25 protein-coding genes and 1 tRNA gene are annotated in these 24,548 nt (G+C 69.0%); 18 read left to right on the forward strand and 8 right to left on the reverse strand.

Annotated elements, in window-relative coordinates; genetic code table 11:
- Positions 1 to 11 precede the first annotated feature (11 nt).
- Positions 12 to 506, forward strand: coding sequence for an SUKH-3 domain-containing protein (locus RFN52_RS16230; RefSeq protein WP_184847193.1), 495 nt, complete (start codon positions 12 to 14; stop codon positions 504 to 506).
- A gap of 15 nt (positions 507 to 521) precedes the next feature.
- On the opposite strand, the gene RFN52_RS16235 is transcribed toward RFN52_RS16230, so the two are convergent.
- Positions 522 to 1,820, reverse strand: a complete 1,299-nt coding sequence (locus tag RFN52_RS16235; RefSeq protein WP_191847179.1) for a sensor histidine kinase — start codon at positions 1,818 to 1,820, stop codon at positions 522 to 524.
- A 168-nt stretch (positions 1,821 to 1,988) separates the two neighbouring features.
- On the opposite strand from RFN52_RS16235, the gene RFN52_RS16240 reads away from it, so the two are divergent.
- The 8 genes from RFN52_RS16240 (at position 1,989) to RFN52_RS16275 (ending at position 8,479) form a co-directional block, all read left to right on the forward strand.
- Positions 1,989 to 2,867 (forward strand): hypothetical protein, encoded by an 879-nt coding sequence (locus RFN52_RS16240; protein WP_184847195.1) that lies wholly within the window; start codon positions 1,989 to 1,991, stop codon positions 2,865 to 2,867.
- An 11-nt stretch (positions 2,868 to 2,878) separates the two neighbouring features.
- Positions 2,879 to 2,952: transfer RNA gene (locus RFN52_RS16245), tRNA-Gln, on the forward strand.
- A gap of 130 nt (positions 2,953 to 3,082) precedes the next feature.
- The gene (glmU, locus tag RFN52_RS16250) at positions 3,083 to 4,531 is read left to right on the forward strand and encodes a bifunctional UDP-N-acetylglucosamine diphosphorylase/glucosamine-1-phosphate N-acetyltransferase GlmU (RefSeq protein ID WP_184847197.1); all 1,449 of its coding nucleotides are present in this window, start codon (positions 3,083 to 3,085) and stop codon (positions 4,529 to 4,531) included.
- 135 nt (positions 4,532 to 4,666) lie between these two features.
- Entirely contained in the window at positions 4,667 to 5,647 is a 981-nt protein-coding gene (locus tag RFN52_RS16255) for a ribose-phosphate diphosphokinase (RefSeq protein WP_033312075.1), read from the forward strand.
- A 187-nt stretch (positions 5,648 to 5,834) separates the two neighbouring features.
- The gene (locus RFN52_RS16260; RefSeq protein ID WP_184847199.1) at positions 5,835 to 6,431 is read left to right on the forward strand and encodes a 50S ribosomal protein L25/general stress protein Ctc; all 597 of its coding nucleotides are present in this window, start codon (positions 5,835 to 5,837) and stop codon (positions 6,429 to 6,431) included.
- A 69-nt stretch (positions 6,432 to 6,500) separates the two neighbouring features.
- Positions 6,501 to 7,103, forward strand: coding sequence for an aminoacyl-tRNA hydrolase (gene pth, locus RFN52_RS16265; RefSeq protein ID WP_184847200.1), 603 nt, complete (start codon positions 6,501 to 6,503; stop codon positions 7,101 to 7,103).
- Positions 7,104 to 7,145: 42 nt separating this feature from the next.
- Positions 7,146 to 7,649 carry a hypothetical protein gene (locus RFN52_RS16270; RefSeq protein WP_184847201.1) on the forward strand — a complete coding sequence of 168 codons (504 nt, stop codon included), beginning with the start codon at positions 7,146 to 7,148 and terminating at the stop codon, positions 7,647 to 7,649.
- Between the two features lie 137 nt (positions 7,650 to 7,786).
- Positions 7,787 to 8,479, forward strand: a complete 693-nt coding sequence (locus RFN52_RS16275; RefSeq protein ID WP_184847202.1) for an LPXTG cell wall anchor domain-containing protein — start codon at positions 7,787 to 7,789, stop codon at positions 8,477 to 8,479.
- 66 nt (positions 8,480 to 8,545) lie between these two features.
- Here the strand turns inward: RFN52_RS16275 and ppc are convergent, their stop codons facing one another.
- A complete protein-coding gene (ppc, locus tag RFN52_RS16280) occupies positions 8,546 to 11,278 on the reverse strand; it encodes a phosphoenolpyruvate carboxylase (protein ID WP_184847203.1) in 2,733 nt (910 codons plus the stop codon).
- 294 nt (positions 11,279 to 11,572) lie between these two features.
- Between ppc and RFN52_RS16285 the strand changes: the two genes are divergently transcribed.
- Both RFN52_RS16285 and RFN52_RS16290 read left to right on the forward strand, forming a co-directional pair.
- The gene (locus RFN52_RS16285) at positions 11,573 to 12,586 is read left to right on the forward strand and encodes an acyl-CoA desaturase (protein ID WP_184847204.1); all 1,014 of its coding nucleotides are present in this window, start codon (positions 11,573 to 11,575) and stop codon (positions 12,584 to 12,586) included.
- Positions 12,583 to 13,260, forward strand: a complete 678-nt coding sequence (locus RFN52_RS16290; RefSeq protein ID WP_184847205.1) for a TetR/AcrR family transcriptional regulator — start codon at positions 12,583 to 12,585, stop codon at positions 13,258 to 13,260. Before RFN52_RS16285 ends, RFN52_RS16290 begins: the two co-directional genes overlap by 4 nt.
- Positions 13,261 to 13,307: 47 nt before the next feature.
- Here RFN52_RS16290 and RFN52_RS16295 read toward each other — a convergent pair whose 3' ends face one another.
- A complete protein-coding gene (locus RFN52_RS16295; RefSeq protein WP_184847206.1) occupies positions 13,308 to 14,138 on the reverse strand; it encodes a trans-aconitate 2-methyltransferase in 831 nt (276 codons plus the stop codon).
- A gap of 127 nt (positions 14,139 to 14,265) precedes the next feature.
- On the opposite strand from RFN52_RS16295, the gene tamR reads away from it, so the two are divergent.
- On the forward strand, positions 14,266 to 14,763 hold the full coding sequence (tamR, locus tag RFN52_RS16300; RefSeq protein ID WP_004000571.1) for a MarR family transcriptional regulator TamR: 498 nt from the start codon (positions 14,266 to 14,268) through the stop codon (positions 14,761 to 14,763).
- Here the strand turns inward: tamR and RFN52_RS16305 are convergent.
- Complete coding sequence (locus RFN52_RS16305; RefSeq protein ID WP_033312082.1) at positions 14,722 to 15,489, reverse strand: LuxR C-terminal-related transcriptional regulator; 768 nt, start codon at positions 15,487 to 15,489, stop codon at positions 14,722 to 14,724. The genes tamR and RFN52_RS16305 overlap by 42 nt on opposite strands.
- 307 nt (positions 15,490 to 15,796) lie before the next feature.
- Between RFN52_RS16305 and RFN52_RS16310 the strand changes: the two genes are divergently transcribed.
- The 4 genes from RFN52_RS16310 (at position 15,797) to RFN52_RS16325 (ending at position 17,943) form a co-directional block, all read left to right on the forward strand.
- The gene (locus RFN52_RS16310; protein WP_184847208.1) at positions 15,797 to 16,255 is read left to right on the forward strand and encodes a GNAT family N-acetyltransferase; all 459 of its coding nucleotides are present in this window, start codon (positions 15,797 to 15,799) and stop codon (positions 16,253 to 16,255) included.
- Between the two features lie 96 nt (positions 16,256 to 16,351).
- On the forward strand, positions 16,352 to 17,011 hold the full coding sequence (locus tag RFN52_RS16315; protein WP_311240965.1) for a hypothetical protein: 660 nt from the start codon (positions 16,352 to 16,354) through the stop codon (positions 17,009 to 17,011).
- On the forward strand, positions 16,999 to 17,256 hold the full coding sequence (locus tag RFN52_RS16320; RefSeq protein WP_311240966.1) for a hypothetical protein: 258 nt from the start codon (positions 16,999 to 17,001) through the stop codon (positions 17,254 to 17,256). Before RFN52_RS16315 ends, RFN52_RS16320 begins: the two co-directional genes overlap by 13 nt.
- A 102-nt stretch (positions 17,257 to 17,358) precedes the next feature.
- Positions 17,359 to 17,943 (forward strand): hypothetical protein, encoded by a 585-nt coding sequence (locus tag RFN52_RS16325; protein ID WP_311240967.1) that lies wholly within the window; start codon positions 17,359 to 17,361, stop codon positions 17,941 to 17,943.
- Positions 17,944 to 18,000: 57 nt separating this feature from the next.
- Here RFN52_RS16325 and galK read toward each other — a convergent pair whose 3' ends face one another.
- From galK to galT, 3 genes are read right to left on the reverse strand one after another with little or no spacing between them, the layout of a single operon-like run.
- Entirely contained in the window at positions 18,001 to 19,164 is a 1,164-nt protein-coding gene (galK, locus tag RFN52_RS16330; protein ID WP_184847210.1) for a galactokinase, read from the reverse strand.
- Between the two features lie 26 nt (positions 19,165 to 19,190).
- Complete coding sequence (gene galE, locus RFN52_RS16335; RefSeq protein WP_184847212.1) at positions 19,191 to 20,153, reverse strand: UDP-glucose 4-epimerase GalE; 963 nt, start codon at positions 20,151 to 20,153, stop codon at positions 19,191 to 19,193.
- Positions 20,150 to 21,211, reverse strand: a complete 1,062-nt coding sequence (gene galT, locus RFN52_RS16340; RefSeq protein ID WP_184847214.1) for a galactose-1-phosphate uridylyltransferase — start codon at positions 21,209 to 21,211, stop codon at positions 20,150 to 20,152. Before galT ends, galE begins: the two co-directional genes overlap by 4 nt.
- A gap of 165 nt (positions 21,212 to 21,376) precedes the next feature.
- Here galT and RFN52_RS16345 point away from each other — a divergent pair, with 165 nt between their 5' ends.
- On the forward strand, positions 21,377 to 23,056 hold the full coding sequence (locus tag RFN52_RS16345; RefSeq protein ID WP_184847216.1) for a sodium:solute symporter family protein: 1,680 nt from the start codon (positions 21,377 to 21,379) through the stop codon (positions 23,054 to 23,056).
- Between the two features lie 18 nt (positions 23,057 to 23,074).
- Positions 23,075 to 23,392: a hypothetical protein gene (locus tag RFN52_RS16350; protein ID WP_184847218.1), complete on the forward strand. Its 318-nt coding sequence runs from the start codon at positions 23,075 to 23,077 to the stop codon at positions 23,390 to 23,392.
- A 326-nt stretch (positions 23,393 to 23,718) separates the two neighbouring features.
- Here RFN52_RS16350 and RFN52_RS16355 read toward each other — a convergent pair whose 3' ends face one another.
- The gene (locus RFN52_RS16355; protein ID WP_184847220.1) at positions 23,719 to 24,399 is read right to left on the reverse strand and encodes a helix-turn-helix transcriptional regulator; all 681 of its coding nucleotides are present in this window, start codon (positions 24,397 to 24,399) and stop codon (positions 23,719 to 23,721) included.
- Positions 24,400 to 24,548: the final 149 nt, after the last annotated feature.

Below are 24,548 nucleotides of genomic sequence, written 5' to 3' on the forward strand. Positions count from 1 at the left end.
ACGAAGGGCAGATGCACACCGACCGCACCTCCACCACCCGCTTCGCCGTACCCGTCGACGCCGCACTGCGCGCCGCCGGCTGGCAACCCGGACGCTGGGACATCAAACAAGCCGAAATCTGGGCCGACACCCTCCGCGACCACACCTCACCCGCAGGCCACCGCCACACCGTCTTCCCCGCCGCCGTCGAGGCCTGGGCCGAATTCGGCGGACTCCACATCACCCCCACCGGCCCCGGCCGCCAAGTCGCCCCCGCCAACCTCCACCTCGACCCGCTGCACGGCCTCCACATGGCCCGCACCCTCGCCGACCTCGGCCGCGCCCTCGGCACCGACGTCTGCCCCCTCGGCACCGAAACCGACAGCCACGCCCTCCTCGCCATCGACACCGACGGCCGCACCTACACCCTCGACCACACCGGCGACTGGTACCTCGGCCCCGACATCGACCACGCCCTGGCCACCCTCATCACCGGCACCGAACCCGCACGTCTCACCACCGCCTGACCACCCCGGGACGGCCTACGACGCCGGAATCACCGCCGACACCCGAAAACCCCCCGCATCCGTCGGCCCCGACACAAACACCCCACCCAGCGCCGACACCCGCTCCCTCATCCCCACCAGCCCATTCCCCCCGGACGGCAACCGCGCCGACGACGCCGCCTCCTCCGGCGGCTCGTTCTCCACCTGCATCGCGATCTCCGACACCCGATGCGCCAACCGCACATACGTCTTCGCCCCGGCCGCATGCTTGTGGACGTTCGTCAACGCCTCCTGCACCACCCGATACGCCGTCTGCTCCACCAAAGGCGCATACGACCGGACATCCCCCTCCACCGACAACGCCACCACCATCCCCGCGGCAGCCGACTGCCCCACCAACTCCTCGATCTCCGCCAGACACGGCCCCTCGTCATCCACCGCCCGCGAAGCCGCCGCCGCAGCAGCCACCCCCACCGCCACCAACGGCACCGAAGCGGCACGCTCCCGCCGCCCCTCCCCGCCACTGCGCAACACCCCGAGCATCTCCCGCAGCTCCGTCAGCGCCTGCCGCCCCATATCCCCCACCAGCGCGGCATTCTTCACCGCCTTCTCCGGATCCTTCCGGGCCACCGCCTGCAACGCCGCCGCATGCACCACCATCAGACTCACCCGATGCGCGACCACATCGTGCATCTCCCGCGCGATCCGCGTCCGCTCCTCATTCCGGGCCCACTCCGCCCGCTCCTCCGCCCGCTCCGCGAGCAACTGAAGCTCCCTCTCCAGGCTGTCCGCCCGCTCCCGCAGACTCTCCATCAACCGCCGCCGCGCCCCCACATACAGCCCGAGCAGCACCGGAGGCGCCGTGAAGCCCAGCGACATCGTGATCGCCGCGAAGGGCACGAACCAGTCCCCTATGTCCAGGTCCCCCCGCGACATGTCCTGCCGCGTCTTCACGAACGTCACGATCAACGTCCCCACCAGCGACATCCCCGCCAGCGACGCGATGATCCGCCGGGGCAGCTCGGCCGCGGCCAGCGTGTACAGGCCCACGACCCCCATCAGGAAGCCCATCTCGGCGGGCGTGATGGCGATCGACACCAGCACGACCGCGATCGGCCACCGCCGCCGCACGACCAGCACGGAACCGGCCAGCAACCCGAACACGACCCCCGCCGCCACCGGGATCCCCGCGTCCCGCGCGAACGGAATCCCCTCCAGCGCGCACTCCAGCGCGGACACCACCGCCAGGCTCACATCGAACACGGCACTACGCCGCCTGGCCCACCACCAAGGCCCTCCCCGGGCCGTCACATGGTCTTCCCCCGTCGCGGTCATGCCTCCCAGCCTACGGGCGGCCACCGCCGGTTTTCCGGTGAGTTTCCCGGACTGGCCTACACCACACAGCGTGACCGTTCGGCTGCGAAACCACCCGATATCCCTCGAACTGCTGAATCGCTCACCGTTCGACCCCGGAGCCCACCATCCCGCCCGGACGGTATGCGTATGACACATGCGCCTGGCAAGTACGCGGACTTCGAGGGACTGCGGGAGAGGGCGGTGGCGCTACGGCGACAGGGCCTCAGCCTCCGCCAGATCCGCGACGAACTGAAGATCTTCAACAACGACATCCTCAACCAACTGGTCAAGGGTGAGCCGCCCCCGGCCTGGACGAAGCGCCCGAACGCAAAGGACGACCTGAGGGAGAGGGCGAGGGAACTCCGACTCCGGGGCTGGACGTACGACCAGATCCAGGTAGAGCTGGGGTGCTCGAAGAGTTCGATCTCGCTGTGGGTACGGGATCTACCAAAGCCGGAGCGGCGCGATCCGTCGGAACAGGCGAAGCTGGCGTCCCGGAAACGGTGGGAGCACGAGCTGGCGGTACGGGATAAGGAGCGACAGAAGACCAAGGTGGCGGCGGCTGCAGAAATCGGCCAGCTGTCCGACCGCGAGCTGTCCCTGGCCGGAGTGGTCCTCTACTGGGCCGAGGGCGCCAAGGACAAGGCGCACAGTCGACAGCGCCGCGAGAACCTCCAGTTCATCAACAGCGACCCGAACGTCATCGGCTTATACCTGCGCTGGCTCGATTCGCAGGGCGTCCATCGCGAGCGCCTCCGGTTCCGCGTATACATCCACGAGTCGGCGGACGTGGCGGAAGCCGAGTCCTACTGGGCCAAGCTTGTCGACGTGGGCGCCTCAGCCTTTCAACGCACCGCGCTCAAGAAGCACAACCCGAGAACCGTACGCAAGAACGTCGGTGACTCCTATCGAGGCTGCTTGGCCATCTATGTCACCAAGAGCGCCGAGTTGTACCGTCGCATGGAAGGCGCCTGGTACGGCATAGTAGGCGCTGCACCCGAAGCCGATCTAGAGAATCGGACATAACGGGCGAACCATCCCGGGTCGTCTAATGGTAGGACAAAGAGTTTTGGTCTCTTGAATGAGGGTTCGATTCCTTCCCCGGGAGCCACAGAAGGCACAACCTCAGTTCGGGTCCTGACCCACATCCCTCGGTCAGGACCCGCACCCATGCCCCCCACAAAACCCCCCCGGTATCCTGCGGATGTCACCCCACCCCATCCACAGCCGAAGGGCATCCCGTGAGCGCCAACCGCCCGGCAGCCGTCGTCGTTCTCGCAGCGGGTGAGGGCACCCGTATGAAGTCGGCCACACCCAAGGTCCTGCACGAGCTCTGCGGTCGCAGTCTCGTGGGTCATGTGCTCGCCTCCGCCGGCGAGCTGCAGCCCGAACATCTGGTCGTCGTGGTCGGCCACGCCCGTGAGAAGGTCACCGCGCATCTCGGTGAGATCGCGCCCGACGTCCGTACCGCCGTACAGGCGGAGCAGAACGGTACGGGGCATGCCGTGCGGATGGGTCTGGAGGAGCTGGGCGGGTCCGTCGACGGGACCGTCGTGGTCGTGTGCGGGGACACTCCCCTGCTGACCGGCGCCACCCTGCGGGCCCTCGCCGAGACGCACTCCGCCGACGGCAACGCGGTCACCGTGCTGACCGCCGAGGTGCCGGACGCGACGGGGTACGGGCGGATCGTGCGGGACGACGCCACCGGTGCCGTCACCGCCATCGTCGAGCACAAGGACGCCACCGACGCCCAGCGGTCGATCCGTGAGATCAATTCGGGTGTGTTCGCGTTCGACGGCCAGCTGCTCGCCGACGCGCTGAAGAAGGTGCGGACGGACAACAGTCAGGGCGAGGAGTACCTGACCGATGTGCTCGGGATCCTGCGTGAGGCGGGGCACCGGGTGGGGGCGTCGGTGGCCGGTGATCATCGTGAGATCGCCGGGATCAACAATCGTGTGCAGCTCTCGGAGGCCCGGCGGATTCTCAACGACCGGCTGCTGACCGAGGCGATGCTCGCCGGTGTGACGGTCATCGATCCCGCGACGACGTTCATCGACGTCACCGTGACGTTCGGGCAGGACGCCGTCGTCCATCCGGGCACTCAGCTGCACGGCGCGACGCACGTGGCGGAGGGTGCGGAGGTCGGGCCCAACTGCCGGCTGACCGACACCCGGGTGGGTGCGGGTGCGCGGGTCGACAACACCGTGGCCATGGGCGCCGAGGTCGGCCCGGAGGCGACCGTGGGGCCGTTCGCGTATCTGCGTCCGGGGACGCGGCTCGGCGCGAAGGGCAAGATCGGTACGTACGTCGAGACGAAGAACGCGTCGATCGGGGACGGGACGAAGGTGCCGCACCTGTCGTACGTGGGTGATGCGACGATCGGTGAGCAGACCAATATCGGTGCGGCGAGCGTGTTCGTGAACTATGACGGGCAGGACAAGCACCACACGACGATCGGTTCGCACTGCCGGACGGGCTCGGACAATATGTTTGTGGCGCCTGTCACGGTGGGGGACGGTGCGTACACCGCTGCGGGGTCCGTGATCACGAAGGATGTGCCGGCGGGTTCGTTGGCCGTGGCCCGTGGTCAGCAGCGGAATATCGAGGGTTGGGTGGCTCGTAAGCGTCCGGGGAGCGCTGCCGCGAAGGCGGCGGAGGCGGCTTCCCGGGAGTCGGCCGGCGAGGGCTGACCGGAAACCGATGCCTCAAACACGGCGTACGGTGATAAGTGCACACCCGCACCCCCACCAGCTGAGATGGCCTCCGGCAAGCCGGCTGCGAGGTTTCTCGACACCTAGCTGCGACACCTCTGAGGAGACAGTGCTGTGACCGGGATCAAGACGACCGGCGAGAAGAAGTTGATGTTCTTCTCCGGCCGCGCCCACCCCGAGCTTGCGGAGGAGGTCGCCCAACAGCTGGGTGTCGGGGTTGTCCCGACGAAGGCCTTCGACTTCGCCAACGGTGAGATCTATGTGCGTTATCAGGAGTCGGCTCGTGGTGCCGACTGTTTCCTGATTCAGAGCCACACGGCTCCGATCAACAAGTGGATCATGGAGCAGTTGATCATGATCGACGCGTTGAAGCGTGCGTCGGCTCGCTCCATCACGGTCATCGTGCCGTTCTACGGTTACGCGCGGCAGGACAAGAAGCACCGTGGGCGTGAACCGATTTCGGCGCGTCTGATCGCGGACATGATGAAGACCGCGGGTGCGGACCGGATTCTGACCGTGGATCTGCACACGGACCAGATCCAGGGTTTCTTCGACGGTCCGGTGGATCACCTGTTCGCGCTGCCGCTGCTGGCGGACTACGTGGGCCGGAAGGTGGACCGGGAGAAGCTGACGGTGGTGTCGCCGGACGCGGGCCGGGTGCGGGTCGCGGACCGTTGGTGCGACCGGTTGGGTGCGCCGCTGGCGATCGTGCACAAGCGGCGTGACAAGGACGTCGCGAACCAGGTCACCGTCCACGAGGTCGTGGGTGAGGTGAAGGGTCGCGTGTGTGTCCTGGTGGACGACATGATCGACACCGGTGGGACGATCTGTGCCGCTGCGGACGCGTTGTTCGCGCACGGCGCGGAGGACGTGATCGTGACGGCGACGCACGGTGTGCTGTCGGGTCCGGCCGCGGATCGGCTGAAGAACTCGCGGGTGAGTGAGTTCGTGTTCACGGACACGCTGCCGACGCCGGGTGAGCTGAGCCGGGATCTGGAGAAGATCTCGGTGCTGTCGATCGCTCCGACGATCGCGAGTGCGGTGCGTGAGGTGTTCGAGGACGGTTCGGTGACGAGCCTGTTCGACGAGCAGTAGGAGCCCGTGGTCGGGCTTCTGTAGATCCTTTTGGGTGTGGCCTCCCTCTCCGAGTAGACTGCTGAAGTTGCTCGGCGAGGGAGGCCGTTCCCGTTTGGGGATGCGGTTGTCCGTTATCGACGCGCTCTTCGTAGCAGGCCGTTCGTGGCCGGGTGACCACGTCCGTTTCTGACTTCGAGGAGTGATTATGTCCGAGGTGAAGATCTCCGCCGCGACGCGCACCGAGTTCGGCAAGGGTGCCGCGCGCCGTATCCGTCGTGAAGACAAGGTTCCGGGTGTCCTGTACGGGCACGGTTCGGACCCGGTGCACCTGACCCTGCCGGGTCACGACCTGCTGATGGCGCTGCGTACGCCGAACGTGCTGATCGCGCTGGACATCGACGGCAAGTCGAACGAGCTGGCGATCCCGAAGTCCGTGCAGCGTGACCCGCTGAAGGGTTTCCTGGAGCACGTTGACCTGCAGCTGGTCAAGCGCGGCGAGCAGGTCAACGTCGAGATCTACGTCCACACCGAGGGTGAGCTGGCCCCGGGCGGCAACCTGCTGGAGCACGTGCTGAACGCGCTGCCGGTCGAGGCCGAGGCCACGCACATCCCGGAGTCCGTGACCGTCTCCGTCGAGGGTCTGACGGCCGGTGACTCCATCCTCGCCAAGGACATCCCGCTGCCGAAGGGCACGTCGCTGGCCGTCGAGGGTGACACCGTCGTCCTGCAGGTGCTGGCCGCGCAGGCCGAGGAGGCCCCGGAGGGCGAGGAGGCCGCTGAGGAAGAGGCCGCCGAGGCCTGATCCTCTGCGTCGTCGTTTCGTCGGCCGCTGTTCCCGTGCGGGGCAGCGGCCGACGCGTATGAAGGAGACATGGACGTGACGACCGATGCCGCCGCTCCCTGGTTGATCGTGGGGCTGGGCAATCCGGGGCCGGAGTACGCGGGGAACCGGCACAACGTGGGTTTCATGGTGGCCGATCTGCTGGCGGACCGGGTCGGGGGGAGGTTCAAGCGGGCCGGGCGGGCGCAGGCGCAGGTCGTGGAGGGCCGGATCGGGCCGCCGGGGCCGTTGAACCGGCGGGTGGTGCTGGCGAAGCCGATGTCGTTCATGAATCTGTCGGGTGGGCCGGTGAACGCGCTGCGGGATTTCTACAAGGTGCCGGTGGCTCATGTGGTGGCGGTTCATGATGAGTTGGACATCGATTACGGGATGCTGCGGCTGAAGCTCGGTGGTGGCGACAACGGGCACAACGGGTTGAAGTCGATGACGAAGGCGTTCGGGTCGGATTATCACCGGGTGCGGTTCGGGATCGGGCGGCCGCCGGGGCGGATGCCGGTGGCGGATTTCGTGCTGAAGGATTTTTCGTCGGCGGAGCGCAAGGAGCTGGACTACTTCGTGGACCGGGCGGCGGACGCCGTGGAGTGTCTGGTGATCGAGGGGTTGGAGCGGGCGCAAAGCACGTACAACTCCTGACTTGTCCCCCGGCGAGGTTGACGGGCCGTTCAGGCATGGCCAATGATCCCGGCCATGCCTGCCCATGCCACGTCTTCGTCCCCGGCTTCGGCCGTCGTGTTGCGGTTCGGGCGGTTCGCGGCGATGGGTACGGTCGCGGTGCTGATCCTGGTCGCGGGTGTGTGGGCGTCGTGGGGTTCGGCGCAGCACGTGATGCTGACGAAGGGCCGGGAGCGGGGCACGGTCGAGGTGGCGCGGTGCGGGTCTGACGCGTGCTGGGGGCGGTTCACGCCGTCGTCGGCGGGTGCGCAGCCGCGGTCGCGGGTGGTGCTGGAGAAGTCGGTCGCGGTGGAGCGGGGCCGGACCTACACGGTGGTCGTGAAGCCGGGGGGTGACGACGCGGTGCGTTCGGGCCCGGCGGGGGTGTTGTACGCGTGGGTTCCGCTGGGTGGTGCGCTGTTGCTGGCGTCCATCGTGGTGGCGGGTGGTCTGTTGCGGACGCGGGTGGCGTGGGTGCTGGCGTTGTCGGGGGTGGCGTTGTTGACGGCGGCGTTCGTGACCGTGTGAGGGGTTGGGGCGTTCTTTCCTTCTGTGGAGGGGCGAGCGTTGTGTGTTCGTGATTGACGTGTCGGCGGGCGAGGCTGGAAGCTGAGCCGCCCCCTCCACATCTTCCCGGTCACTTCTCGAAGATGGACTGCCTCCTCATGCGAACCCTCTCTCGTCTCGGCGCTGTGTGCGCCGCTGCTTCCTCGGTCCTTCTGCTCGCTCCGGCCGCTCAGGCCAGTCCTCCCGGTGACAACGGGACGGTGAAGATCCATGACGCCTCGACGGGCGAGGAGCTGCGCCGTAATGAGCCGCATGTGTGCACGTTCTACCTGGATGCCTTCGGTTTCGACGGTGGTCAGGAGGTCGACTGGCGCATCGATGCGATCCCTCCGAGTGAGAACAAGGGAGAGACGGTGAAGTCCGGTGCGCTGGTGCTGGACGCCGGTGGTCACGGCCGCAGTGCGGATCTTTCGCTGCCCGACGGGCACTACAAGCTGTTCTGGAACTTCGAGGGTGAGAAGGGGTCCGCCAAGCACAAGGTGTTCTGGACGGACTGTGAGGACGAGCAGGAGCCGGGTGGTGCGACGCCGTCCGGGTCGGCTTCGCCGTCGTCCTCGTCGGGGGCGTCCGAGGCGCCGTCGGGTGAGCCGGGTGGGTCGCCGTCTCCGAGTTCGTCGGTGGGCGGGGGTGTGCCGGCGTCGGCGTCGCCGTCCCCGCAGGGCGGTACGGACGGTGACCTTGCCGAGACGGGCAATGGGGCGCCGGTGGGTGTGCTGTCGGGTGTCGCGGCGGCGCTGGTGGCTGCGGGCGGTTTCCTGGTGGTCCGGCGGCGGCGGGCGGGCCGCGGCTGACGTACGGCGTGAGCGTGCCCCCGAACCTGTGCGAGGTTCGGGGGCACGGTTGTGTGCGGGGCCGGTTCAGCCGGTGTTGCGCAGGCCGGCTGCCACGCCGTTGACGGTGAGGAGCAGGGCGCGGGCGAGGAGCGGGTCGGGCTGTTCGCCGGCGGCGGCCGCGTCGCGCTGCCGCTTGAGCAGGGCGACCTGGAGGTAGGAGATGGGGTCGAGGTAGGCGTCGCGGATGGTGAAGGTCTGCTTCAGGACGGGGGTGGCGTCGAGGAGTTCGGTTTCGCCGGTGACGCGCAGGACTTCGCGGATGGTCAGTTCGTGTTCGGTCTTGATGGTGTCGAAGACGTGCTTGAGCTCGTCGGGGACGAGGGTGTCGACGTAGTGCTGGGCGATCCGCAGGTCGGTCTTGGCGAGGGTCATCTCGACGTTGGAGATGAAGTTGCGGAAGAAGTGCCACTGCTGGTGCATCTCGTCGAGGACGGTGTCGAGGCCGGCTTCGCGCAGGGCCTTGAGGCCGGAGCCGACGCCGAACCAGCCGGGGACGATCTGCCGGGACTGGGTCCAGCCGAACACCCAGGGGATGGCGCGCAGGCCGTCGAGTGAGACGCCGGAGCCGGGGCGGCGGGAGGGCCGGGAGCCCAGGTGCAGGTCGGCGAGCTGGTCGACGGGCGTCGATGCGAGGAAGTACGTCGGCAGGTCGGGGTCCTCGACGAGGCGCCGGTAGGCGGCGTGGGCGGCGTCGGAGACGACATCCATCGCGGCGTCCCAGCGGGCGAGTGCCTCGTCCGACTGGCGGGGGGCGGTGTGCAGGGCGGATGCCTGGAGGGTGGCGGCGACGGTGAGTTCGAGGTTCTCCCGGGCCAGGGACGGGATGAGGTACTTGTCGGAGATGACCTCGCCCTGTTCGGTGACCTTGATCTCGCCTTCGAGGGTGCCCCACGGCTGGGCGAGGATGGCGTCGTGGGTGGGGCCGCCGCCGCGGCCGACGGTGCCGCCGCGGCCGTGGAAGAGGCGCAGGCGGACGCCGTAGCGGTGGGCGACGTCGCGCAGGCGGCGCTGGGCGCGGTGGATCTCCCACTGGCTGGTGGTAATGCCGCCGAACTTGGAGGAGTCGGAGTAGCCGAGCATGACCTCCTGGACGTCGCCCCGGAGCGCGACGAGGCGCCGGTAGGACGGGTCGGAGAGCATGTCTTCGAGGATGGTGTCGGCGGCCTTGAGCTCGTCGGTGGTTTCGAGGAGCGGCACGATGCCGATCTTGGCCCAGCCGGCGTGGAGGTCGATGAGGCCGGCTTCGCGGGCGAGGACGGCGGCGGCGAAGACGTCGTCGGCGCCCTGGCACATGGAGATGATGTAGGACTCGATGACCTCGGGTCCGAAGACCTCCAGGGCGCGCTTGACGGTGCCGAAGACGCCGAGGGTCTTCTCGCCGGGCGCGTCGACGGGGGCCGGGGTGGGGGCGAGCGGCCTGCGGGAGCGGAGTTCCTTGGCGAGGAGCTTGGCGCGGTAGTCGCGGGGCATGTCGGCGTAGCGCCAGGATTCCTCGCCGAGCCGGTCGAAGAGCTGGCCGAGGGCGTGGTGGTGGGCGTCGGCGTGTTCGCGGACGTCCATGGTGGCGAGCTGGAGGCCGAAGGCGGCGAGGGTGCGGATGGTGCGGGCGAGGCGGCCGTCGGCGAAGAGGCCGCCGCGGTGCTCGCGCAGGGAGTTCTGGATGATCCGCAGGTCGGCGAGGAGCTCGCTGGTGCCGAGGTAGTCGTGGCCGTCGCGGTGGGCGGTGCCCTTGGCGAGGCGCTTCTTGGTGTTCTCCAGCTTCTGCCGGATGCAGGTGGCCTTGAGCCGGTAGGGCTCTTCGGCGTTGAGGCGCTTGTAGCGGGGGCTGATCTCGGGGAGCTTGTCCAGGTCGGCCTGGAGGGAGGTCAGGAGTTCCTCGGTGGCGCCGGCGTAGCGGATGGAGTTGGAGAGGAAGCCGCGGAGTTCGTCGATGGTCTCCAGGGCGTCGTTGATGCCGTGTTCGTGCTGGAGGATCAGGACGTCCCAGGTGACCTGGGGGGTGACGTTGGGGTTGCCGTCGCGGTCGCCGCCGATCCAGGTGCCGAAGGTGAGGGGGCGGGTGTCGTCGGGGAGCTTGACCCCGGCGCGCTCCAGCTCGGCGGTGAGGTCTTCCAGGACGTCGCCGACGGCGTTGGCGTGCAGCTCGTCGAGGTAGTAGATGGCGTTGCGGGCCTCGTCGGCGGGCTCGGGACGCACCACGCGCAGTTCGTCGGTCTGCCAGACGAGGTCGATGTTCTCGGCCAGGCGGGTGTCCAGGCGGCGCCGGTCGGACTCGATGACCGGGGTCTCCAGGAGCGCGGCGATGCGCCGGAGCTTGTTGAGGACGGAGCGGCGTGCGGCCTCGGTGGGGTGGGCCGTGAAGACGGGGCGGACGTTGAGGTTGGCGACCGTCTCGCGCAGGTGCTCGGGGTCGGCGTCCTTGAGCCGGTCGGCCGTACGGGCGAGGAGTCCGCCTTCGGCGGCGCGGCGGGCGCGCAGCTCGCGGCCGCGGTGGACCTGCTCGGTGACGTTGGCGAGGTGGAAGTAGGTGGAGAAGGCGCGGACCAGCTTGGCCGCGGTGTCGAGTTCGGTGCCGCGCAGCAGCTCGGCGGCGGCCTCGCCGTCCTCTCGGGTGAGGCGGCGGACCTTCTCGACGAGTTCCAGCAGCTCGGGGCCCTCTTGGCGGACGAGGGTCTCGCCGAGGAGGTCGCCCAGGCGGCGGATGTCGGCACGCAGCTCACTGCTCGTCGTCGTGGTCTGGTCGTCGGCACTGCTCACAGGTGCGGCTCCTTGCAGTGTTGAAGCTCGTCTGGGAGGGGAACCCGGACGGCGTCTCGCGCGGCGGGGCGCCGCGTACGGTCCGGACATCCGGGAAGAAATCAGAGCGGACCGCGCTGTCCGACCGACTCCAGGATAGGTGTCGGCCAGGACGCGCAGGCTCGCGGGCTCTTGCCGCCGGGCAACGCACTGCCATACTTACGATGCCGTAGGTTACGGACCCGTAGGAAGCACGTCACGGTTCGCGTGCCCCGGCCACTCCTTCTCCGTCCACATACCCCCCAGGGGACGCGTATGACCAGTAGCTCCGACGTGATCGACACCGCCCCTGAGGCGCCCGGTCAGGCCACCGACGCCGCATCCGCCACGCTGGGCGGCGAGAAGAAGCGGTCCATCGAGCAGATCGCCCTGCTCCTCTTCATCACCGTCCCGTTCGTCGCGTTGCTGGCGGCGGTTCCGCTGGCGTGGGGCTGGGGGGTGAGCTGGCTGGACCTCGGTCTGCTGGTCTTCTTCTACTACCTGGGGTGTCACGGCATCACGATCGGTTTCCACCGTCACTTCACCCACGGGTCCTTCAAGGCCAAGCGGCCGCTGAAGATCGCGCTGGCGATCGCGGGGTCGATGGCGGTCGAGGGTCCGCTGGTGCGCTGGGTGGCCGATCACCGCAAGCACCACAAGTTCTCCGACGCGGAGGGTGACCCGCATTCGCCGTGGCGGTTCGGGGAGACTCTTCCGGCGCTGATGAAGGGCCTGTGGTGGGCGCACATCGGATGGATGTTCGATGAGGAGCAGACGTCGCAGGAGAAGTACGCGCCGGACCTGATCAAGGACAAGACGCTCCGGAACATCTCCCGCCAGTTCGTGCTGTGGACGGTGGTGTCGCTGGCGCTGCCGGCGCTGATCGGCGGTCTGGTCACGATGTCCTGGTGGGGCGCGTTCACCGGGTTCTTCTGGGGTTCGCTCGTCAGGGTGGCCCTGCTGCACCATGTGACCTGGTCGATCAACTCGATCTGCCACGCGGTGGGCAAGCGGCCTTTCAAGTCGCGTGACCGTTCGGGCAACGTGTGGTGGCTGGCGGTGCTGTCGTGCGGTGAGTCCTGGCACAACCTGCACCACGCCGACCCGACGTCGGCGCGGCACGGGGTGATGCGGGGCCAGCTGGATTCGTCCGCCCGGCTGATCCGCTGGTTCGAGATGGCGGGCTGGGCGTACGACGTGCGCTGGCCGTCACGCTCCCGTATCGATTCGCGCCGTAACACCGGGGAAGGCGGCTCCCCGCGCGGGAGGGAGCCCGTCGAGGCGGCATGATGGTCGCTGTGGCGACCGACTCGAGCAGCACCCCCAGCAATGACAAGCCGCGGCGAGTGCGTCGCACCCGGATGACCGGTGCCGAGCGCCGTCAGCAGCTGCTGGAGATCGGTCGCACGCTCTTCGCGGCGAAGGGGTTCGAGGGCACGTCGGTGGAGGAGATCGCGGCGAAGGCCGGGGTCTCGAAGCCGGTGGTGTACGAGCACTTCGGCGGCAAGGAAGGGCTGTACGCGGTCGTCGTGGACCGTGAGATGCGGCGTCTGCTGGACATGGTGACCAGTTCGCTCACGGCCGGTCACCCTCGCGAACTGTGCGAACAGGCGGCGTTCGCCCTGTTGGACTACATCGAGGAGTACACGGACGGGTTCCGCATCCTGGTCCGTGACTCCCCCATCCCCCAGTCGACGGGTTCCTTCGCCTCGCTGATCTCGGACATCGCCACCCAGGTGGAGGACATCCTGGGCCGCGAGTTCAAGAGCCGCGGCTTCGACCCCAAGCTGGCGCCGCTGTACGCGCAGGCCCTGGTCGGCATGGTCGCCCTGACCGGCCAGTGGTGGCTGGACGTGCGCAGGCCGAAGAAGGCCGAGGTGGCCGCGCACCTGGTGAACCTGGCGTGGCACGGTCTGGACGGGATAGAGGCCAAGCCGCACCTGATAGGGCGCCGCAAGGCCTGAACCCCCGGCGTTGCCCCCCCCGCCGGCGTGAGCGGGGGCGGTGGTCTTCAGCCGTCCTTCCGGGCGACGGCGAAGACCCGGCGGAACGGGAACGGCGTGCCGTGCGGGCCGGCCGGATACGCCTCGCGCAGGGCCGCCCGGTACTCGGCGACGAAGTCCTCCCGTGCCCCGGGCTCGTCGGCGAGGGCGGTCAGCACGGGCCGCAGCCCGGTCCCCTTCACCCAGTCGAGCACCGGGTCCTCGCCCTGGAGCAGATGGATGTAGGTCGTCTCCCACACGTCGGCCGCGCAGCCGAGGGGCGTCAGCCGCTCCAGGTAGGCCTCGGGATCGAGGACGGCGTCGGCGTGGCGCAGGATGCCGTCGAGCCGGTCGCGCCAGCGCGGGGAGGCGGCGAGTTCGCGCATGAGCCGGTGGCTGGGGGCGTCGAAGTTGCCCGGCACCTGGAAGGCGAGGGTGCCGCCTGGTTTCAGCCCGGCCGTCCAGTCGGCGAACCGTTCGGCGTGCCCCGGCACCCACTGGAGCGTGGCGTTGCTGACGATCAGGTCGAACGGCTCCTCCGGTGTCCACGTCCGTACGTCGGCGTGGCCGAAGTCGAGACGTCCGCCCGCCGGGGTCGGCCCTGCGTGGTCGACGTGGGCCTTGTCGAGCATCTCGGGCGAGTTGTCGTAGCCGGTGATCAGGGCGGTGGGCCAGCGGGCGGCGAGCAGCGTGGTGACGTTGCCGGGGCCGCAGCCGAGGTCGGCGATGCGGGGGCGGCCTGCGGGCGGTCGCGTGGGCAGGTCGGGGACGCGGGCGAGGAGGTCGGTGAAGGGGCGGGCGCGGTGGCCGGCGTGACGGAGGTACTGGGCGGGGTCCCAGGTGGGGGCGGCTGCGGGCATGGGTCCTCCGGGTGTCCTGGTGGTGACCGTACGGGACGCACACCCAGCGTGATCGAGCATCTATCTCGATGTCAAGAAACTAGACGTCAAGAGACTCTACGTCGACACAACCACTACACTGATCGTCATGGAGGACGAGGTCGATCGGCTGGTCGCAGCGTGGCGCCGGGAGCGCCCGGACCTCGACGTGGAACCGCTCGAGGTACTCAGCCGTGTGAGCAGACTGGCCCGCCATCTGGACCGGGCCCGGCGGCTGGCGTTCTCGGAGCACAACCTGGAGCCGTGGGAGTTCGACGTCCTGACGGCGCTGCGCCGCGCGGGCACGCCGTACCAGCTCTCGCCGGGACAGCTCCTCACCCAGACCCTGGTCACCTCGGGCACGATGACGAACCGCATCGACCGCTTGGCCAAGAAGGGCCTGGTGGAGCGGCTCCCCGACCCCAGTGACCGCCGAGGCGTCCTGGTCCGGCTGACGGACGAGGGACGGGACCGCGCGGACCAGGCCCTGGCGGGTCTGCTGGACCAGGAGCGCGCGATCCTCGCGGAGCTCTCCCGAGCCCAGCGCGGCGAACTGGCGGGGCTGCTACGCCAGCTGACCGCCCCGTTCGACAACATCCCCGGCTAGGTCCACGGGCCCGACCCCGGCCCGCCGCGCGAGGGCGACGGCGGCGAGGGTGGAATGCACGCCGAGCTTGCCGAGCACGTTCTGCATGTGGGTCCGCACGGTGTGCGGCGACAGATACAGGCGCTCGGCGACGGCCTTGCGCCCCAGCCCCGCGACCATGCACCGCAGCACTTCCCGCTCACGCGGAGTGAGGGACTCGACGAGCCGCTCGCTCTCGGTGCGGTGCTTGCGGGCGGCGGTGAGCTCCCGCAGGACGCCCGTCAGCAGGGCGGGAGGCAGATGGGTCTCCTCCCGCAGCACGCCCCGGATGACCGTGAGCAGCCGGGACAGCGAGCAGTCCTTAGCGACCCACCCCGAGGCGCCGGCCTGCAGGGCGAGCGCGGCCCGCCGCGGATCGTCCTTCTCCGCGAGCACGACGATCCGTACGTTCGGCTGTGCCGAGCGCACTCCCGTGACGAGGGAGATCCCGTCGACGAGCCCGTCCTCGTTGCCCTCCTGCACGGGTACGGCCGGGCGGGCGCCCGGCACCTTGCCGCCCAGATCGGCGTCCACGAGCAGCACGTCGAACCGCCGCCCCTCGGCCACCGCCCGCTCCAGGCTGCGCAGCGCGGCCGGACCGCTGCCGGCCGCCGAGACGTCGACATCGGGCTCGGCGGCCAGAGCCGCCGCGAGTGACTCGGCGAAGATGCGATGGTCGTCGACGACCAGGACTCGGATGCGAACCACGAAACCCCCTTCCCCGAGCTCCCGAAGAGCAGGGGCTACCCCAGCACCGGAGGATGACACCGCGCAGGTACGACGCCGGAGTGTCCGGATCTGCCGCGCCGACCGTCCGTCGTAGCCGCAGCAGCCTGATCGGGTCGCCGCAGCCGCACGGCCGCCGCCGTGCAGTAACCGCTACCCCCACCCCGGGCGTCGTACCCGGCTGTCTCGCCCCCTGATCGGCACCGGCCCCCACCGGTGCTGTTCATCAGGGTACGGACGGGGGCCCAGAGCGGAAGGTTATTTGCAGAACTGACTGTCCGACGCGTTTATGGTGTGCCGCATGTTCCGTCTTGAGACAGAAGTCGACAAGGCCCGACGTGATCTGCTCCGCACACGCCTGCGGGACACGAACACAGCCGCCTCTCCGGTCCTGCGCGCCCTGCGCGGGACTCCGGACGAAAGGGACGCCCCCTTGCATGTGTGGGCTGTGAACGACTTCGACGACGACCTCGCCGGCGGCCTGGTCGGCCACACCTGGGCGACCTGGCTCCATGTGACGTACCTCTGGGTCGCCGAACGCCATCGGGGCAGGGGCCTGGGTGCGCGGTTGCTCGCGCAGGCGGAACACATCGCGACAACGTCCCGCGGCTGCCGCGCGGCCCGCCTGGAAACCTGGGACTTCCAGGCCCCGCGGTTCTACAGGAAGCAGGGGTACGAGGTGGTGAGCGTGATCCCGGACTATCCGCCGGGGATCACGGAGTATGCGTTGACGAAGAGGCTGGGCTGATCTGCGAGTGCGAAGCCCTCGATGACGTGCGGCCTTCAGCCACCGATAGCGTTGGTTCGCTTGAGTTATCCCCCCACATGATCAACGGGAGACACAGTGAACCGCCCCGCTCGGCTCGTGACAGCCGCGCTCACCGCATCCGCGGCCCTGCTGCTGACCGCCTGTGGTTCGGGGGGAGGTGACGGTTCGTCGTCGTCCGACAAGATCGCCGGAGCGGATTCGGGCGACAAGGCCTCTGCTTCGCCTTCGGTTTCCACGTCTGCGGACGGGATCGATCGGCCGGCGGTCAAGTTGCCATCGGACATGAAGATGGTGTTCGAGGGCCGGCAGACCGGCGATGCCGTCAAGGACGCGATCCTGGCGGACAACGAACGGACTGTCAGCACCGTGTGGCAGGCCATGGCGTACGGCGATCTGAAGAAGTCGGGCATGGCCTTCTACTACACGGACAACGCGCTGGTCGGCATCTACCAGTATGCGAAGGGGGCCATCGACAAGAAGACCAGCTGGGCGGGCACGCTGCGCTACTTCGACCGTCAGGTGACGGTGTTCGACAAGAAGTCTGCGGCTTTGACGTACTGCGTCGACGAGAGCAAAGCAGACCTCAAGGATCGCGAGACGAACAAGCTGCAGGGCACCAAGACCACGCCCAACAGTTACGTCTTCTACAACCTCGGCCTGAAGAAGAACAAGGAAGGCGTCTGGCAGACCTGGGATCTCACGGAGGACCGGGGGTCTCAGAAGTGCCAGCCCTGACGCGGTGCCTGGGACTGGCGGCCCTGACCGTGGCGCTGACCGGACTCGGGACGTTTCCGGCTACGGCTGGAGGGTTCGACGCTGTCGGTTCCCAGCAGAAGAAGACATCCGGGGACTCCTCAGGCCCGGCCCTTGAGTCCCGGGTCAGCATCACGGTCAAGGGCACCAAGGCGAAGGGCAGCGGCCCGATCACGTCCACCGCCGTGGACTGGGAACCGCCGGCCTGCTGGTACGAGCCGTACTGAGCGGACGTCCAAGCGCGCTACAAGAAGGGCCATCCCTACAACGACTTCAACGTCGCCAAGAACGACGAGGGCATGTGGTGGGTGGCCGTCAAGAACCCTGAGATGAAGGACGACCCGGCGGCCAACACCTGTACGCGCGACCCCTTCTGGGTCGACAACGGTGAGAACCCAGGCGTCCCCCAGGCCATCGACACCGAGACCCTCGCCGGGCTCGCGCACCAGCGCACCGTCGTGCCGCCGACCGAGATCTCCATGGCGCCGAACGGCAAGTCCACGGTGAACGCGCCCACCTGGGTCTGGCTGGACAAGGGCGCCTTCAAGCCCGTGTCCGTCACAGCGAGTCTGCCCGGCACGGGGCTGTGGGCGACCACCACGGCCAAGCCGGTGAGCCTGCACCTCGATCCGGGCACAGCGGACGCGGAAACACTCCCCGCGTCCGGTGAGTGCCTGATCAACGACGACGGCTCCATCGGAGAGCCGTACGCCAGGGGCAAGGGGGAGCTGACGCCTCCGTGCGGCGTGCGGTACCTGCGCTCGTCGGGAGACGACACCTACGGCCTGGAGGCGACGCTCACCTGGGAGATCACCTGGGAAGGCGCGGGCGGCACGGGCGGTGACCTGCCCAACGGCACGTTCGCTACCACCACCGAGGTGCCGGTCCAGGAGATCCAGTCCGTCAACCGCTGACGAGGCAACGACAGCGGCGCCCTCGTGGGAACGAGGGCGCCGCTTTCGTCGGGTCGGTCAGCGGATGCGGCGGGCTCCCGCCGAAGGGACCGCTTCGAAGACGCGCGGCGTCGTGAAGCCCGCCGCCGCGAACGCCTCGGTCACCGCCTTGGTGATGGCGTCGACGTCGTCCTCCTCCGCGAGGACGATCGCCGAGCCGCCGAAGCCGCCGCCCGTCATGCGCGAGCCCAGGGCGCCGGAGGCCAGGGCCGTGTCGACGACCAGGTCCAGTTCCGGGCAGGAGATGCGGAAGTCGTCGCGGAGGGAGGCGTGGCCCTCGATGAGGACCGGGCCGATCGCGCGGGTCTCGCCCGACTCCAGGAGGGAGACGACCCGTTCGACGCGTTCGTTCTCCGTGACGATGTGGCGGACCAGGCGGCGGACCTCCTCCTCGTCGCCCAGGCGGGCCAGTGCCGCGTCCAGGCCGGCGTAGGGGACGTCCCGGAGCGCGTTGACGCCCAGCAGGTCCGCGCCCTTCTCGCAGCCGGCCCGCCGCTTGCCGTACTCGCCCTCGCTGTGGGAGTGCTTGACCTGGGTGTCCACCACGAGCAGGCGCATGCCTTCCGCCGCCAGGTCGAAGGGGATCTGCTGCTGGGAGAGGTCGCGCGTGTCGAGGAACAGGGCGTGGCCGGCCTCGCAGCAGGCCGACGCCGTCTGGTCCATGATGCCGACGGGGGCACCGACGTAGACGTTCTCCGCGCGCTGGCACAGGCGGGCCAGCTGCCAGCCGCGCAGGCCGAGGGAGAACAGGTCGTTCAGGGCCAGGGCGACGACGACCTCCAGGGCCGCCGACGACGACAGGCCCGCGCCCGACGGGACCGTGGAGGCGAGGTGGATGTCCGCGCCCGTGACGGCGTGGCCGGCCTCGCGCAGGGCCCAGACCACGCCCGCCGGGTACGCCGTCCAGTTCTTGTCCGACTCGGGGGACAGGTCGTCGAGGCGGAGTTCGGTCACTCCTCCCTCCACGTCCTCCGAGTGCAGCCGCAGCACGCCGTCCGCACGGCGTGCCACCGCCGCCACCGCCGTGTGCGGCAGGGCGAACGGCATGACGAAGCCGTCGTTGTAGTCCGTGTGCTCGCCGATGAGGTTGACGCGACCCGGCGCCGCCCACACACCGTCCGGCTCGGCTCCGTACAGCTCGCCGAACCGCGCGGCGACCGTCTCCGCCACAGCCTCGCTCATGCCTGACCCCTGACCTTCCGTACGTTTCAGTTGCCGCGCCGCTGCGCGAAGTCCCACGCGTCCGCGACGATTCCCGCGAGGTCCGCGCGGGACGGGTTCCAGCCCAGCTTCTCGCGGGCCGTGGCGGCCGACGCCACCAGGACCGCCGGGTCGCCGCCCCGGCGCGGGGCGACCACCTCCGGGATCGGGTGGCCGGTGACCGTGCGGACCGTTTCGATGACCTCGCGGACCGAGAAGCCGTTGCCGTTGCCGAGGTTGCAGATCAGGTGTTCACCGGGGGCGGCGGCCGTCAGGGCCAGCAGGTGGGCCTCGGCCAGGTCCGCGACGTGGATGTAGTCGCGCACACAGGTGCCGTCCGGCGTCGGGTAGTCGTCGCCGAAGACGGAGATCGCCTCGCGCCTGCCCTGCGCGACCTGGAGGACCAGCGGGATCAGGTGGGACTCGGGGTCGTGGCGCTCGCCGTACGCGCCGTACGCGCCCGCGACGTTGAAGTAGCGCAGGGAGACCGCGCCCAGGCCGTGCGCCGCGGCCTCGCCCGTGATCATGTGGTCGACCGCGAGCTTGGAGGCGCCGTAGGGGTTCGTCGGCGACGTGGGCGCCGACTCGACGATGGGGACCTGCTCCGGCTCGCCGTAGGTCGCCGCCGTGGAGGAGAAGACCAGCTTGCGGACGCCCGCCTCGCGCATCGCGGCCAGCAGCGCCATGGTGCCGCCGACGTTGTTGTCCCAGTACTTCTCGGGCTTCGCGACCGACTCGCCGACCTGCGAGAACGCCGCGAAGTGGAGCACGCCGTCGAAGGAGGGGTCCAGCCACTTGGCGGCGTCGCGGATGTCGCCCTCGATGAAGACGGCACCCGCCGGGACGCCCTCGCGGAAGCCCGTGGAGAGGTTGTCGAGGACGACGACCTCGTGACCGGCCTCCAGCAGGTGCTGGGCGACCACGCTGCCGACGTATCCCGCGCCGCCCGTCACCAGGTACTTCCCGCTCATGAACTCGCTACCTCTCGCAGTCGCTCGGCCGCGCGCTCCGGCGGCACGTCGTTGATGAACACGTTCATGCCGGACTCGGAACCCGCGAGAAACTTCAGCTTGCCGGAAGTGCGGCGGATGGTGAAAAGCTCGAGGTGGAGCGCGAAGTCCTCACGCACGACCCCGTCGAACTCCTCCAGCGCGCCGAACGGGGCCTGGTGCCAGGCCGCGATGTACGGCGTCGGGGATTCACTCTCACCGAAGATCCGGTCGAAGCGCCTCAAGAGTTCCAGATAGACCTTGGGGAACTCTGTGCGCGCACCCTCGTCCAGCCCGAGCAGGTCGGGCACGCGGCGCTTGGGGTACAGGTGGACCTCGTACGGCCAGTGCGCGGCGTACGGCACGAAGGCCACCCAGTGTTCACCCTCCAGGACGACGCGCTCACCGGCGAGTTCACGCTCCAGGACGGCGTCGAAGAGGTTCTCCCCGCCGGTCATCTCCTTGTGCGTCGCGGCCGAGCGGAGCATCAGGGCGGTGCGGGGGGTGGTGAAGGGGTAGGCGTAGATCTGGCCGTGCGGGTGGCCGAGGGTCACGCCGATCTCGGCGCCCCGGTTCTCGAAGCAGAACACCTGCTCGACGGAGGGCAGATGGGACAGCTCCGACGTGCGGTCCGTCCACGCCTCCAGCACCAGCCCGGCCTGCTCCTCGGTGAGGTCGGCGAAGGACGCGTTGTGGTCGGAGGTGAAGCAGACGACCTCGCAGCGGCCCGAGTCGCCGGCGAGCGAGGGGAAGCGGTTCTCGAAGACGACGACGTCGTACGACGAGTCCGGGATCTCGCTCAGGCGATCGCCCTCGGAGGGGCACAGGGGGCACTCGTCGGCCGGGGGGTGGTAGGTGCGGCCCTGGCGGTGCGAGGCGATCGCGACGGAGTCGCCGAGGAGGGGGTCGCGGCGGATCTCCGACGTGGTGACGGTGCGGTCCAGCGGGCGTCGGTCGGTGGCGGCCCGCACGCTGTCGTCACGCAGGTCGTAGTAGATGAGCTCGCGACCGTCGGCCAGCCGGGTCGAGGTCTTCTTCACGCCGGGACTCCTTGTCCTTCAAACAGAACCCAACATATCAAAACACAACTCACCACAATCGTCAACATCACAATCGAACAAAGAACATCACCCGGCGTGTTCAATTACTGAATGCGGAGAAGTCGATTCCGCGAGGTGTCAGTTCCCGCGACGAAGCGAGGGCTCATGCAAACCCCCACGTATCTGGCAGCCGAGCTGCGACTCCCCACGAACTGGCTCGACTACACGATCCTCGGCATCTACTTCGTCGTCGTCCTCGGCATCGGCTTCGCCGCCCGCCGCTCGGTGAAGACCAGCCTCGACTTCTTCCTCTCCGGCCGTTCCCTGCCCGCCTGGGTCACCGGTCTCGCGTTCATCGCGGCCAACCTGGGGGCCACCGAGATCCTCGGCATGGCCGCCAACAGCGCCCAGTACGGCGTCTACACCACGCACTGGTACTGGATCGGCGCCATCCCCGCCATGGTCTTCCTCGGCCTGGTGATGATGCCCTTCTACTACGGCTCCAAGGTCCGCTCGGTCCCCGAGTTCCTGCTGCTGCGCTTCGACAGGGCGGCGCACCTGCTCAGTTCGGTCCTCTTCGCCTTCGCCGCGATCCTCATCGCCGGCGTCAACCTCTACGCCCTGGCCATCGTCGTCGAAGCGCTGCTGGGCTGGCCGGAGTGGGTGGCGATCGTGGTCGCCGGATTCTTCGTCCTGGCGTACATCACGCTCGGCGGCCTGTCCTCGGCGATCTACAACGAGGTCCTGCAGTTCTTCGTCATCCTCGCCGCGCTCATCCCGATCGCGGTCCTCGGTCTGAAGAAGGTCGGCGGCTGGGACGGCCTGTCCGACTCCCTCACCCAGAGCCGCGGCGCCGACTTCATGACGTCCTGGGGCGGCACGGGCATCGGCAGCGACAACCCGCTGGGCGCGAACTGGCTGACGATCGTCCTCGGCCTCGGGTTCGTCCTGTCCTTCGGCTACTGGACGACGAACTTCGCCGAGGTGCAGCGCGCGCTGTCCGCGAAGAACCTCTCGGCGGCCCAGCGCACCCCGCTCATCGCCGCGTTCCCGAAGATCTTCATCGTGTTCCTGGTGATGATCCCGGGCCTGGTCGCCGCCGTCCTGGTGCCGAAGATCGGCACGCCCGACTCCGACCTCCAGTACAACGACGCGATCCCGTACCTGATGGAGCAGCTGCTGCCCAACGGGGTGCTCGGCATCGCCGTCACCGGCCTGCTGGCGGCGTTCATGGCGGGCATGGCGGCGAACGTGTCGTCCTTCAACACCGTGTTCACCACGGACATCTGGGCGAAATACGTCGTCAGGGGCCGCGAGGACGAGTACTACGTGCGCTTCGGCCGGCTCATCACCGCGATCGGTGTCCTGGCCTCCATCGGCACGGCGTTCCTCGCGCGGTCCTTCTCAAACATCATGGCCTACCTCCAGACGCTGTTCTCCTTCTTCAACGTGCCGATGTTCGTCGTCTTCATCATCGGCATGTTCTGGAAGCGGGCCTCGATGAAGTCGGGCTTCTGGGGGCTGCTCGCGGGCACCACCGCGGCGATGGTCAACTACTTCGTCCTCTACAAGCAGGACATCATCGACATCCCCTCCGACCAGGGGGCGAACTTCGTCTCGGCGATCGCGGGATTCGTCGCGGGCGCGGTGGTGATGGTTGCGGTGTCGCTGTTCACCGCGCCGAAGCCGGCGGAGGAGCTGCAAGGGCTGGTCTACGGCACGACCTCGCCCGGCATGGCGGAGCCGCCGGCGCCCGGGGACGAGGCCTGGTACCGCAAGCCGGCACTGCTGGGCTGGGGTGCGGTCGTCCTGGCCGCGGCCTGCTACATCCCGTTCTCGTTCTGACCGAGGGAGGATCGACAGATGTCCGAGTTCTACTCCGACAAGGACGTGCAGCGGGAAGTCACCGAGCTACAGGGCAAGTCGGCGACCGCGGCACGGCTGTTCGACATCCGGCGGATCATCGGCGGGCTGTTCGTGGTCTACGGCGTCATCGTCACGATCGCGGGCTTCACGGCGTCCGACGCGGACATCGACAAGGCGGAGGGGGTGAACATCAACCTGTGGACCGGGCTGGGGATGCTGCTGCTGGGCCTGTTCTTCCTGGGGTGGCTGAAGCTGAGGCCCGCGGCACCGGCCCCTCCGGGGGTTGAGCCGGAGGACGACGAGCGGGTGGAGTAGCCAGAGGCCTCTGCGGCTGAGGCCGGGTGGGTGCGCAACCCGGCGGAGCGGGGTGCCTCCCCCAAGCTCTCGGCTCCGCTCGAACAGGTGGACCCCCATCGCCCACCCGTGCCGCCCCTAGCGCACGCATGCCCGCGGCTGGGGCCGCCGTACGACGCAAGGGGACGTGTCGGGGGGTCCGCCCGCAGCGGTTGGCGCGTCAACGCCAGTCAGTCGGTAAGTAGGTCCATCGCGCCGTTCCGGGGACGGACCCCCCCCGACGCGGCCCCGACCCACCACCGGCGAGAAGGCGAAGACACGTAACCCCACACCACCGATCAGACGGCTCACGACTCCCGCGATACCGACCCCGCCCTGTCCAGCAACCCCGTCCGCGCCGCCAGTGCCGCTGCCTCCAGGCGCGAGCCCACGCCCAGTTTCATCAGGACCCGCTGGACGTGCGTACGCGCCGTCGACGGGGCGATGCCCATGCCCGCCGCGATCATGCGGGTGTCCTCGCCGTCCGCGACGCGGACCAGGACCTCGACCTCCCTCGGCGTGAGCATGGACAGCAACCGCTGGCCCTCGTCGTCCGGTTGGGCCGCAGGGTTGAGCAACTCGCTGAACGCTCCCTGCAGCAGTTGCGGCGCCACCGCCGCCTCCCCCGCGCGGGCCTTCATGATCGCCCGCTCGACACCCTCTATGCGCTCATCGTGCCGGACGTAGCCGGAGGCCCCCGCCGCGAACGCCGCCGCTATGCCCCGCGGGCTCGGCACCGGGCCCAGCACCAGCACCGCGACCTGCGGCCGCTCCCGCTTGATCCGCACCACCGGGTCGAAGATCCCCGGCTCCGCCGGCGCCGCCGTCCCCAGCAGGCACACCTCCGGCGCCCGCGTGATCACCAGCTCCGCCGCCCCTGCGGCCGGCGCCGCCGCGGCGAGCACCCGGTGCCCCCGCAGCTTCAGCGCCGAAGCCAGCGCCTCGGCCAGCAATCGGTGGTCGTCGACCACCATGAGCCGCACTCCCATCGAGCAACCCCCCAGTCACCCCAGCCCCCCATGGAAGCCCCCCGGCTCCCCCGCCTTCATGCCCCCGGAAGCTACACGCTTGTTCGACGTTGCGCTCCCCCTACCCGCGAGAATCGCCCCGGATCGCCGAAATTCCTCTCATTCCAGGT

Source organism: Streptomyces collinus (assembly GCF_031348265.1).
In the GTDB taxonomy this organism is placed as follows: domain Bacteria; phylum Actinomycetota; class Actinomycetes; order Streptomycetales; family Streptomycetaceae; genus Streptomyces; species Streptomyces collinus.